Origin of the sequence: Zongyangia acetica (assembly GCF_038739695.1) — a bacterium.
In the GTDB taxonomy this organism is placed as follows: Bacteria; Bacillota; Clostridia; order Oscillospirales; family Ruminococcaceae; genus Zongyangia; species Zongyangia gallinarum.
This window is the reverse complement of sequence record NZ_JBBEWN010000027.1, coordinates 1-12293: the sequence shown is the minus strand read 5'-3', so window position 1 is coordinate 12293 and position 12293 is coordinate 1. Positions and strand designations below refer to the sequence as shown.

15 protein-coding genes are annotated in these 12293 nt (G+C 51.4%); all 15 read left to right on the top strand.

The window, feature by feature from the left end; genetic code table 11:
* The coding region (locus WGC32_RS14635; RefSeq protein WP_342682974.1) for a hypothetical protein at positions 1-327 on the top strand (327 nt) is incomplete at its 5' end.
* On the top strand, positions 324-581 hold the full coding sequence (locus WGC32_RS14630; protein ID WP_342682973.1) for a thioredoxin family protein: 258 nt from the start codon (positions 324-326) through the stop codon (positions 579-581). The genes WGC32_RS14635 and WGC32_RS14630, both read left to right, overlap by 4 nt.
* Before the next feature lie 54 nt (positions 582-635).
* Positions 636-938 carry a ribosomal-processing cysteine protease Prp gene (locus WGC32_RS14625; protein WP_342682971.1) on the top strand — a complete coding sequence of 101 codons (303 nt, stop codon included), beginning with the start codon at positions 636-638 and terminating at the stop codon, positions 936-938.
* A 52-nt stretch (positions 939-990) separates the two neighbouring features.
* Complete coding sequence (locus WGC32_RS14620; RefSeq protein ID WP_342682969.1) at positions 991-1647, top strand: DUF4355 domain-containing protein; 657 nt, start codon at positions 991-993, stop codon at positions 1645-1647.
* Between the two features lie 2 nt (positions 1648-1649).
* Entirely contained in the window at positions 1650-2828 is a 1179-nt protein-coding gene (locus WGC32_RS14615) for a hypothetical protein (RefSeq protein WP_342682968.1), read from the top strand.
* 9 nt (positions 2829-2837) lie between these two features.
* The gene (locus tag WGC32_RS14610; RefSeq protein WP_191509583.1) at positions 2838-3170 is read left to right on the top strand and encodes a phage head-tail connector protein; all 333 of its coding nucleotides are present in this window, start codon (positions 2838-2840) and stop codon (positions 3168-3170) included.
* Positions 3167-3478 carry a hypothetical protein gene (locus WGC32_RS14605; protein WP_191509584.1) on the top strand — a complete coding sequence of 104 codons (312 nt, stop codon included), beginning with the start codon at positions 3167-3169 and terminating at the stop codon, positions 3476-3478. The genes WGC32_RS14610 and WGC32_RS14605 overlap by 4 nt, the downstream gene beginning before the upstream one ends.
* A gap of 4 nt (positions 3479-3482) precedes the next feature.
* Positions 3483-3842, top strand: coding sequence for a hypothetical protein (locus WGC32_RS14600; protein ID WP_342682967.1), 360 nt, complete (start codon positions 3483-3485; stop codon positions 3840-3842).
* Positions 3843-4271 (top strand): tail completion protein gp17, encoded by a 429-nt coding sequence (gp17, locus tag WGC32_RS14595; RefSeq protein WP_342682965.1) that lies wholly within the window; start codon positions 3843-3845, stop codon positions 4269-4271.
* 12 nt (positions 4272-4283) lie between these two features.
* A complete protein-coding gene (locus WGC32_RS14590) occupies positions 4284-5084 on the top strand; it encodes a phage major tail protein, TP901-1 family (RefSeq protein WP_342682964.1) in 801 nt (266 codons plus the stop codon).
* A gap of 11 nt (positions 5085-5095) precedes the next feature.
* Entirely contained in the window at positions 5096-5404 is a 309-nt protein-coding gene (locus WGC32_RS14585) for a hypothetical protein (protein WP_342682962.1), read from the top strand.
* Positions 5405-5454: 50 nt separating this feature from the next.
* On the top strand, positions 5455-5829 hold the full coding sequence (locus WGC32_RS14580; protein WP_342682961.1) for a hypothetical protein: 375 nt from the start codon (positions 5455-5457) through the stop codon (positions 5827-5829).
* Complete coding sequence (locus tag WGC32_RS14575; protein WP_342682959.1) at positions 5822-9220, top strand: tape measure protein; 3399 nt, start codon at positions 5822-5824, stop codon at positions 9218-9220. The genes WGC32_RS14580 and WGC32_RS14575 overlap by 8 nt, the downstream gene beginning before the upstream one ends.
* Positions 9217-9936, top strand: coding sequence for a hypothetical protein (locus tag WGC32_RS14570; RefSeq protein ID WP_342682957.1), 720 nt, complete (start codon positions 9217-9219; stop codon positions 9934-9936). The genes WGC32_RS14575 and WGC32_RS14570 overlap by 4 nt, the downstream gene beginning before the upstream one ends.
* Positions 9933-12203, top strand: a complete 2271-nt coding sequence (locus tag WGC32_RS14565; RefSeq protein WP_342682954.1) for a phage tail spike protein — start codon at positions 9933-9935, stop codon at positions 12201-12203. The genes WGC32_RS14570 and WGC32_RS14565 overlap by 4 nt, the downstream gene beginning before the upstream one ends.
* Positions 12204-12293: the final 90 nt, after the last annotated feature.

The window sequence follows — 12293 nt, the reverse complement described above, 5'->3', positions numbered from 1 at the left end:
TTTCATGCCTATTTTGAGGAGGAAGTCATGATTATTCCCGAAAAAGTGAAGATATTGTATAAGGATTATGCCGTCAGGGAAGAAAGCAATCTACACGATAACAAAAGTGAGCTTTATGGGATCGCGCGATATCTGGAGGAGGAAATTGTACTTAACGCAGGGGCCTCCCTGAATCAGAAGAAAGCGACCCTGATCCACGAGATCATCCACGCCATTGACGAAATATATTGTGTCGAGCTTTCCGAGGGACAGGTGGAAAAGCTGGGAACCGGCTTTTTTATGCTGTTAAGAGACAACCCGGACATGTTTATAGGTGGAGACAAATGAGGCAGCTTTACTTTTTCCACGCCCCTTGGTGCCCTCCTTGCCGCTTCTTTGAAAAGCAATTTATCTCTCCTTTGGCGTCCATGGCAGGACAGGATAAAATCGTCAGGATCGATGTACAGAAAGAACCCTTCCGAGCGGACCGCTACGGAGTCAGCCGGGTTCCGATGGCAATCTTGATGGAAGGTGGAAAGGCGGTGGATTACGTCGGCATGGCAGATTTGGAAAGATGCGCCCAGTTTCTGAAAGGAGAGTGATCCGCATATCTCCCACCGGCAGGGAACAGCCGGGTAGAAAAGAGGTGGTGTGATTTGATTGCCGTTTCCGCCACAGACGGCGGAATCGCCTTAGAAGGCCACGCGGGCTACGCCGAGGCGGGCAAGGATATTGTCTGCGCCGGAGTGACCGCTTTGGTACAGACGCTGATCGTCTCACTGGAGGAGCTGACAGCAGATCAAATTGAATACTCCATATCCCCAGGGAAGGCGGATATACGCTATAGGAATCTGTCAGAGGCAGGAAGGCTTCTGGTGGGTTCCTTTTTTGTTGGCCTTAAAGAAATTGAGAGGGAATTCCCGGAGTATATCCGGTTATCTTGTCCGCAACGACAATAAACTACGGGCAACGGCGCGGACTCGTGACGGGCTGGGGCAGAAAGGATAACGCATGAAAAACAGATATTTTTTACAACTCTTCGCGGAAGGCGAAGGGGGCGGGGCTGCTGCAGAGGGCGGCAACGCAACCGGCGCGACAGGCGAAGGAACAACGCAGACGAACGCACAAAATACTATGTCTTTTGACGACTTTCTAGCACAGGAGGGCCATCAAGCAGAATTTGACCGGAGGGTCAGCAAGGCCATCCAAACCGCTGTTGCGAATGCTCAGAAGAGATGGCAAACACTGACGGATGATAAGGTGTCGGAGGCCGAGAAGCTGGCGCAGATGACCGGCGAGCAAAAAGAAAAATACCGGGCAGATAAAGCGGAAAAAGAGCTTGCTGAGCTGAAGCGGCAGATTGCTTTAGGCGATATGGCCAAAACCGCGCGGAAAATGCTGGCAGATGAGCAGATTTCTATTCCAGACGAAATGGTGATGCATCTGGTAACAGACGATGCGGAAAAGACAAAAGAGATCGTGGAGAGTTTTGCTAAATCCTATAAGGCGGCATTGCAAGCAGGTATCAAAGAGGCGTTCCGAGGCAATCCGCCCAAAGCCAACCAAGGCGAAACCACAGTGACCAGAGAGCAGATTCTCGCTGTAAAAGACACCAATGAAAGACGCCGCTTAATCGCGGAAAATCCACAATTATTTGTTAGGAGGTAACTATGAATAAACTACAGTTATTTGCTGCTGAGCCCAATGTTATTACGACTCAGCAATTTTCTATCAACCCGAGAGAGGTTGATTTCGTCACCAGCTTTGGCCGCGAAATTACCGCGCTGACCGAAGTCATGGGGATTAGCCGCCCCATCCGCAAGGCCAACGGCACCACCCTGACCGCCAAGAAGGCCACCGGTGAGCTTCAGAGCGGGATTGTAGCAGAGGGCGATGTAATCCCTCTGTCCCAGTTCGAGGTGGAGCCTGTGGAGTATGCGCCCATCCAGCTGCAGAAATATCGCAAGGCGGTGACCATTGAGTCCATTGAAAAATACGGGCTGGAAACCGCTGTGGGTATGACCGATGATGAATTCAAGGTCCAGCTGCAGGATGAGGTGCTGGCGACCTTCTATAACTTCCTGCTCACCGGCCAGCTGACCAGCGAGGAAAGCACCTTCCAGATGGCGGTGGCTATGGCGATCGGTCGGGTAAAGGACGCGTTTAAAAAGATGCATCGTTCTGCAACAGGCGTGGCTGTGTTCGCCAATACCCTGGATATTTACGAGTATCTGGGTGGCGCGCAGGTTACAGTCCAGACTGCTTTTGGCATGGACTATGTGGAAAACTTCCTGGGCGCGGATATCCTGTTCTTCTCCTCTGAAATTCCCCAGGGCCGGGTCATTGCAACACCTGTCAACAATGTGGCCGTGTATTACGTGGACCCGGGCGACTCTGAATTCTCCCAGGCCGGTCTTTCTTATACCACTGATTCCCAGGTGCCCTATATCGGATTCCATACCGAGGGCAACTACCAGCGGGCACAGTCTGAGTCTTTCGCCCTCATGGGTTTAACCCTGTTTGCGGAATACCTCAACGCTATCGCTGTAATCACCATTGCGGATGCGCCAGAACTGAAGGCCATCACCGTAACTCCTGCTGAAGGCACAGCAGTAGGAACCACAAAAGCATCTGTATCCGGGAACACCACAACGAATCTGAAATATAGGCTGGCGGATGCGGCTGCAGACGTGGAGTATGGCCAAAATGTGAGAAACTGGACGAATTTTACAGCGAATGCCGACATCTCGGCTACAGCGGGGCAGACCATTACGGTGGTTGAGTATGACGATTATTACAAGGCTGTTGGACAAGGCAGCGCTGCGGTTGTTGTAAACGACGGCCAGTAAGGAGCCGCTATGGATGAACTGCTTACTCGATTGAAAACACGGCTCCCAGACACCGAATTGACGGATGAGCAGCTATCTGAGTATCTGCAGACCATGAGCGACAGACTCTGTTTGCGTCTTGGGGTTGATACGCTTCCAACGCTATTTCAATCCATCTGCGTAGACGCCACCGTGAAGATGGTGCGCAGGACATATTATGAAGGTATTTCCTCGGAGGGTGTGGCCAATATTTCCACATCCTTCGTGGACAATATCCTGGCGGAATACGACGATGAAATCGGAGATTGGAAGGCCATCCAAGCATCATCCGGCAACAGCAATAAGGTGGTGTGCTTCCTGTGATATGGAAATCCTGTCAATTACAGATTATCACCGGGCAGACAGAGGACGCCCTGGGCAATATGGTGGGAGGTGAATGGCAGACGGTGAAAGACACCTTCTGCCGGTTCACCCCCTGGACAGATGAACAGATCGCCTTGGAAGGCCGTGACGTCACCAGGAACCAGCAGCGGTTCGCCGTCCCCATACCCTTTGCAAGATTCCCGGAATGTACCCACGCCGTCATTGATGGAATCCGCCAGCAGATCACGGAAAAGATTGACCTCACCCCCAGATATACCGTGATCCAGGTCAAGGCGTATAAGGAGTGATAGCGTGGCAAGGTTTAGATTTAAGGTCAAAGGAGCTTGGATACTTCCTCTAGAGCAAGAATTAGAACGCTTGAATACTATCCGTTGGGACGCCATCCGGGAAAAGCAGGTCACTGAAATGCTCAACCGAGCCAGAGCTTCGGGCGGTACGCCGGTGGACACTGGAGAGCTCAGGGAGTCGTCGGTTGCTTCTGGTGATGAAATGGGATATACGGTGGAATATGCGCCTCATGTTGAGTACGGCCATCGTACTGTAAACGGTGGATATGTGAGAGGGCAACGGTTTCTCAAAAATAATGCCGATGAACAGCGCGGCATCTATTACCGCGATCTGCTGACTGCCATCAGAAAGGAAGGAAAATAAATGGCCTATCAGAAACTGTCCCCCATCGCCTTAATGGCGGCAGTACAGGACAAGGTGGAAGCGGGGACGGGGCTTCGATGCTATGACGCGGTGCCGCTCAATGCTGTCAGCCCTTTCTATGTTGCGGAGGTTGTCAGAATTCGGCCTTCCAACACCAAAACCATGTTCCGGGATAACTACACGGTATGGATTCACTGTATTGCCGCAGCGCCCAAGACAGGGGAAGCGCCTTCATCGGTAGAGGTGTACAACCTCATTGAACAGTTGCAAGAGGCTTTGACGGAGGACATCGCTCTGCCAGAGCCTTTTGAACTGATTATGCAGACAGACGGAGGCGTCCAAACCATTAAAACAGACGAGACAGAGGAAAAACACGCCGTGGTTACCTATGATTTTATGGTGTGCTATGGGTTCAAATGCAAGCTTTAAAGGAGGCTAAATATGAACAAATTACAGCTATTCGCTTTTGATAACAACAACTACTGCGATTTTTCCAGCTCCGCGGCCAAAGCGGTGGCAGGCAAGGATATCCTGCTTGCCATCTGGAGCGCGGACGGTTCTAAACTGCTTGCCATCAGCGGCCAGCAGGGGCTGACCATCAACCGCTCTGCCGACTCCATTGAAATTACTTCTAAGGACACCCAGGGCGGATGGAAGTCTAAAATTGCCGGTATGAAGGAATGGAGCATCGACAACGATGGCCTGTATGTGCCAAACGACGAGTCCCATTCCATCCTATCCCAGGCCTTTGATAACTCTGATCCGGTGTGCATCAAGGTCATCAACGGCAAGAGCAAAGAAGGCATGTTCGGAGGTCTGGCAGTCATCACCGACTATCCCTTAGAAGCTCCTTACGACGACGCTATGACCTACTCCCTGACCTTGGAGGGTATGGGCGCTCTGGTGGACCTGCTGGCTCAGCCGGTGGATCCCGATACTATGCCCGACGGCACCGCCGCTTTGGAGGGGCTGACCGTGGTATCTGTAGCAGGTACTGCTGACGGAGATACCGCCGTCTATGTCAATCCAGCCCTGGGAGCTTCCAATAAGTATTTCTATAAGACTGGAGCAGCCCCTCTGGCCTATCCTGCTTACGGCGAAGTGATTACCCAGACCAGCTGGGACGGCGCCAGTGAAATTTCCGGCTTGACCAGCGGACAGCAGATCATGGTCATTGAGACGGATTCCGCTGGTAAGGCGCTGAAAGCTGGTGTCGCTACGATTACTGTAAAAACTGCCTAGGAGGTGCCGTCATGTTTGAACATAAAGGGAAAAAGTATGAGTTGGCTTTCAACATTGGCCGCCTCAAGCTGGTGGAAAGCCAGATAAAAACATCTGTGGTGGCTGACATTGTGGCGACCAATGGAGCTTTGTCCCTTTCCTCCCTCGAAGCGTATTTCGGATACTGCTTAAAAGAGGCCGGAAGCAACGATTTTGTCCCCAGGGAAAAGGCCGTGGAGATCGCGGAAGCCCTGATGGAGGAAAAGGGTTATATGGCGGTCAATAACATGGTGGTCACAAAACTGACCAAGGATATGCCTTTTTTATTCCGCACCGCCTGATTGACTATCGATATTTCCAATCAGGAGAGCAAGATAAAGCTTTAGCAGAAATGGCGAAGCCTTACAGCGATGTAATGGACTTCGCCTTTTTTGCTGCCAATTTTCATTATTCACGGGCGGATTACGACGCCATTACCCCCACAGAACGGGCTTTTATCTACAAGGCGTGGGAGGACAAGACGGTGTCGGAGTCTACCGTGCTGCGGGACGCCGTATTCAACGCTGTTTCCAACGCCTTCCGCAAGAAGAACCAGAAGTTTAGGAAGCTGTGGAAAAAGCGCCAGGAAAAAGCGGATATGGAGGTTATTTCCCAAAACCTTTCCATCATCGAAGAGGTGGAGGAGAAGGAGGGAAAGAGCTGGGTGTCATTGATTTATGAGAAAAATGGGCTGAAGATGCCGGAAAGGAGGAAAAAGTTTGCCTGATTATACCCTATCGGCAAAGGTTACTGGTGATGCGTCGAATTACGAAAAAGCCATGCGCGACGCCGAATCGGTTACCGAAAAGTTTTCTAATACTGCGGATAACCTGGGCTCGAAACTAGCTGGCGGATTGGCGAAAGGGTTCAAGGTTGCCGCAAGCGCCATTGCGGGAGTATCGGCCGCTCTTGGCGCCGGGGCGGTGGCAGGTGTGAAATACAACGCCACCATCGAACAGTATGAGACCTCTTTTGAGGTAATGACAGGTTCCGCCGAAAAGGCTGCGGAGGTGGTGGAACGCCTTAAGAAAATAGGCGCCGAAACCCCTTTTGAACTTCCAGAGTTGGCCGATGCAACCCAGCTGCTTATGAACTACGGCTTTACCGCCGATGAGGCTATTGACCGAATGATGATGCTGGGCGATATTTCGCAAGGCTCCGCGGACAAGATGCAGCGCATTGCCACTGCCTATGGCCAGATGTCCAGCGCGGGAAAGGTACAGCTGGAAGATATCAAGCAAATGATAGAGGCTGGATTCAATCCTCTGCAGGAAATTTCTGAGAGTACCGGCGAATCCATGGAAAGCCTCTATGAACGGATCAGCGACGGTTCCTTGGCGGTAGAAGAAATTACCGAATCCATGCAGCGGGCGACCTCTGAGGGCGGCAAATACTTCCAGTCCATGGAAAAGCAGTCCCAGACCCTAAACGGGCTGATCTCTACCCTCAAAGACAACGCCCAGCAACTTCTAGGCGAGGTAGTACAGCCCATCTCTGATTCCATCCGGACAGAATTACTTCCTGCCGCTATCGATACGGTGGACGAGCTGTCCAACGCCTTTAAGGCAAACGGGCTGGAAGGGCTTGTAAAAGAGGTCGGAGACGCGTTGTCCGACGCTGTGACCGGAGTGGCCCAAGCCGCTCCCGATATGATTGACGCCGCTGTGGACGTGATCGAGGGATTTATTGACGGCATCAAGAAGAACAAGAACAAGCTCCTTCGGGCAGGCGGAGAAATTGCCACTTCCTTGGCTGACGGCATTGCTGACTTGTTGCCCAAAGAAATCAGCCGTCCCATTAAAAAAGCTATCGACGCCATATCGGATTCCTTTACTAGCGGCGGCCTCAAAAAAGCCCTCAAAACCATTGAAAATCTGTTCGAAGGGTTCATGGACATTGTTTCCAAACTGGCCAAATCCGTACTGCCTTTGGCTACTGATGCTTTAGACGCGCTAGGAGAAAACTTCGACAAGATAGCGGGTCTTATAGGAGCGGCAACCGGCGCCATGGTCGCCTATAATGCAGCGATGAAGGCGGCAGAGATCATAAAGACTGTAACCGGGTTTCTGGAGAAAGCCAAGTTTGCCTTCGATCTTTTTGCCGACGGAGTAAAGGCGGCAGAAGCAATACAAACTGCGTTTAATATCGCAACAACAGCCGCTTACGCCCCAATTTTCGCAATCGTGGGAATAATCGGTGCTGTTGCGGGCGGCTTTGCGGCTTATAGCCTGGCGGCGGGAGACGCCTCCGAGGCTTCCAGCCAGTTTATCGACGATAGCAACGAACTCATCGAGAAGGCCAACGAAACGTCTGAAGCGCTTCATAACCTGGGAACCACCCGCGAGGAATCCATGGTGGATATCGACGGGGAAATCGCAGGCATCCGGGATTTAGCCGATCAGATATTCGAACTTGGAGACAAGACGGATAAAACTGCAGAAGAAAAGGAGCTTCTGCTACAGATGATCGATAAGATCAACGAAAAAATGCCCGATTTAGAGCTGTCTTATGATGACGCGTCGGACAGTATTTCTCTAACCAAAGATGAGGTATACAAGCTCATCGACGCCTTTGAGGAACAGATGAAAACCCAGGCCCTTATGGATCTCACCCAAGACGCCATCAAAGAGCGCACCAAGGCGGAGATGGAACTCAATAGAGTATTGGAGCAACGCAAGAAAAACCAAGCTGAAATTGACCGATTGGACGACCAGATTCGTGATGCGGAACTGGCTTTAGGGGACGCCTATGCGATTAGCACCGCCGAAGGTTATAAGGCTGAGGATCAAATCATGCAGCTCAAGCGTGACCGTGATGAGCTTGTGGAAACAAACAATACTTTAGGTGCCTCAGAAGACACGTATAGGGAATCCATCGCTAAAGCCAACGAAGAAATCCAATTCTGCAAAGATTCCGTCAACGACCTTGCCACCTCCATGGACGACGCGGGCACATCCGCGGAAGAATCGGGAGAGAAGATCGAAACCTCGGCCAGCGAAGCCAACGAGGCGGTGGAGGCTGTTTCAGTCAGCGCCGCCTTGGCCTACACCGGCACAGGGGACGCCGCTGAGAATATGTCAAACCGCGTGGCGGGCTCTTATAGGACCATCCAGGGGAAATCCGGTGAAATGGTTGTGTTCACCAAGGGCAAAACCGATGAGATGAACGCAGCCCACGACAGCGTGGGAACATCTGCAGAACAGATGGCCAGCGATATTGATTATTCCACCACAGGGATTATGTCTGCGTATAACGGAACAGCTTCCACTGCTGAAGACTACGCAGACCGCACTAGTTCCGCAATGTCAAGGGCTGCCAGCGATATCGATTACTCCACTACCGGAATCATGTCAGCCTACAACGGCACTGGAGACGCGGCAAAGGATGCTAGTTCTACCGTATCCAGCGCTACTAAGGAGATGTCTGATAAGTCTGGCCTGGATCTTGAAAACATCGCCCAAAACTGCCGGGATATGGTCAACAGTATGATTATCGCCATTATTCCCGGCATGAACGACTTCCGAAGCACTATCAGCGACGGCCTTACTGGAGCGTACACCATCGCCAAGTCTAAGTTTCACGACATGGTGCAGGTGGGAAAAATGGCCGCTAATGATATGTATGGCGTAGGGCAGGAGATGGCCAACGGCATTGCCAGCGGGCTTAACAGCCGCAGCGGCTTTTTGATGAGCACCATCCGGGGCATTGTCAATCAGATGGTGGCGGCAGCTAAGGCAGAGGCAGATGTAAATTCTCCATCTGGAGTGACTCGAGATGAGCTGGGCGCTCCTTTGGCCCAGGGCATAGGGGTAGGTTTTGCAGACGCGTTTCCCTTCGCTAAGATGCGGGAGACGTTGTCAAACGGCATCAGCAGGATGTCCGACATGGTTCAGCCAATCAACCAACGGGTGAGCCCGGCAGGCGTCGCAGTAGGTACAGGAGGGGCCGCGTCCTATCAAGCCGACGTCAGCGCTGTATTCGATGGTATGGCCATCCAGATTATCAACAACACCACGGTAGACGGTACGCCGCTGAAAGAAACTGTCTCCGACTACACCATCCGTAAGATTGGGAACCAACAACGGGCGATTCTGAGGGCGCAAGGAGGCTTTGCATGATCTGTACACAAAATACAAAGCCGTGCGGATGCGGCTACGATATTCAGTACAACAACACGGTAGGAAAAGATATGGGGGTCATCCTATATGACTATCCAACGATCACATCCTCCAAGAAAAGCTTTACCTCCTACGCTATTCCAGGAAGGCAGGGAGAGCTGGTTTCTGACGATGAATCCTCCAGCAACATTACCATTACCTGTAACTTTACCATCCTGACTGAGGATGTAAACGTGGTGATCCGAAACCTCCGGAGATGGCTGACGGGTACAGGGGAACTTATCCTCAGCGATTCCCCTTACTGCTATTATGAGGTGCTGGCCGTCCAATTGGGAGACCCAGAAAGGATTCTCAACCATTACGCCAAAATCTCCGCCGTGTTCACCTGTACGCCCTATGAGTTTGAGCGGGAGGGGAAAAAGCCGAGATCAAACATCGATTATAACGCCTATGATCTATGCAAACCCACCTATCAGATCGCCGGTGAGGGTGTTTGTACCTTAACAGTCAACGGAAAGGCCATGACGGCCAATATCGGGCAAAACCTGACCATCGACAGTCGAAAGATGCTCGCTTACCGTGCAGACGGCACACTGATGAATACCTCTGTCACCGGAAGATATGAGGATTTATGGATTCCGCATGGAGATTGCGAGATCAGCATAACCAGCGGCTTTACGCTGCAAATCATCCCAAATTGGGGGTATGAGGCATGATTCAGATTTACAGCCCCTCCAACACGGATTACACAAAAAACGGGGACATGACCCTCATGGCTACCCGGTGCGATGTCCATGCTGTTTTAAACGGTGCGTGGGAGCTGGAGCTTTCCCATCCCATTGATGCAGACGGGCGGTGGAAATATATTGAGGGCGGCGCTGTGATTTCGGCTCCGTCTTTCAATGGAGACCAGCTTTTCCGCATCAAGGAAACAGACAAGGATGATTCCGGGGTCACCGCCACGGCGGAGCCTATCTTCATGGATGCCAGAGACGATTGTTTCTTGGTGGACGTTAGGCCCACGGATAAGACGGGCCAGCAGGCCCTCGACATCATGACGGCGCCAAACAGCAAATATACCGGCAGCTCCAATATTACCAAAATAGCGACGGCCTACTATCAATTTAAAAACCTGATTGAGGCCATCAATGGCAATGATGATAACAGCTTTGTCAAGCGGTGGGGCGGAGAGATTTATTTCAACAACTACCAGGTCATCATCAATAACCAAGTGGGCGGAGATTATGGGGTATCCGTACTCTATGGGAAGAATGCCTCCAAAAACGGAGTATCAGAGACTATTGATACTTCCAATGTTATTACCCGCATTTATCCAAAGGCCTACAACGGATATACCATGACAAACAACGGATACGTAGATTCCCCTCTCATCAATACCTATCCGGTCATAAAGGCGCGCACCATCACCTTTGACAATGTGAAGATGCGGGAGGACGCCAACGAGGACGACGAGGAAAACGGAATCATTATCTGCGACACCCAGGAGGAACTGGACGACGCGCTGGAAGAACAGTGCCAGGCAGAGTATGAAGCCGGGGCAGACAAGCCCAAAGTGACCATCAGTGTGGATATGGTGCTTGTTGAAAATACGGTAAACTATGCGGAGTATAAGGGCCTAGAGACTGTTTCTCTAGGCGATACTGTCCACTGCGAGTATTACCGCCTGGGGATTGTAACCGATGCAAGAGTCAGGGGGATCACCTACGATTGCCTGCGGCAGAGGACGACAAAGGTTGTGATCGGTGACGAACCCTACCAATATTTCAACAATGTGTCATCAGGTGTCAATCGGATTGATGGGGCGATCCGCCCAGATGGTTCTTTGATTGCTGAACAGATTCAGGGCTTTATCAACAGCGCCTATGCACAGCTGCGGCTTCAAAACAGCGTGGCCCAAAAGCAGGATGTGCGCGCCATCCTCTTTGAGGACCTGGATCCCAACAGCGATCTTTTTGGCGCTATTTCTATCGGCACCCAAGGCCTCCAGATTGCTGACAGCCGCACTTCAGACGGGCGTGACTGGGATTGGGGAACGGCGATTACCGCAAAAGGAATGAATGCCAGCTTGATTACTGTCGGGCTCATCAGCGCCAATATGGTGCGGGCCGGTGTATTGGCATCGCAAAACAACAAACTTAAATTTGATTTGGATAACGCTCTGCTACAGACGTTTGACGCCAACGGGAATATAACAATGGAATTCACAGAGCGCGGTCTCTCATTCGCTCATGAAGGAGTTACACTATTGGAAATCAGCGCGGATGATGTCGGGAACGTCAATTTTGCTTGGCGTGGGCCAACTGGTAAACTTGCGTTTCGTCGAGAGTCCACAGCGTATCCTATTGAAGAGTTCTTGACTATCTATCCATACGATATGGGACCGGAACAAGAGGGTGGAGTTCACACATTCCATCTCTATCCATATAGCATTGATATGAATGGAGAAAATGTGGGAACCAGTAGCAGTAAGGGCAGCATTTCTAATGTGAATAGCATTAGCGTATGGGGCGAGATCACGGCGGTACGGAATAACCGGAATGTTTATGCGGTGTTATCCGCGCCGTCCGGAGAGGGCAGGGTCCTGCAAATCGGCATAGAAAGAGGCAGCAACCTGACCTTACACGGGACGGCGCAAACCTTCTACATCGCCATCACGTCCTCCGATGAGATGCTCAAGGACAATATTGCCGACACGGCGGAACAGGCCCTTCCTCAGGTCAACGCCATCCGGCATAGAAGCTTTACATGGAAAGAAGGATCTGTTAAGGAAAAGCTGGGATATGTTGCCCAGGAGCTGGAGAGGATCAACGCACGGTGGGTGGATCATGTGCCTCAGCCAGACGGTGAAGACATGGTTCAGCCTAGAATAGACCGCATTGTCCCTTACCTAAGCAAAGCGATCCAAGAATTATCCGCGAGAATTGATGAACTGGAAAGGAAGGTGAACGCGGATGGAAATTAACGACAGCATAACCCTTGATCTATCAGGAAAGACGCAGATCGTACCAGTATACGCCAAACAGGGAGACCAGAACAGCCGTACCTTGACCGT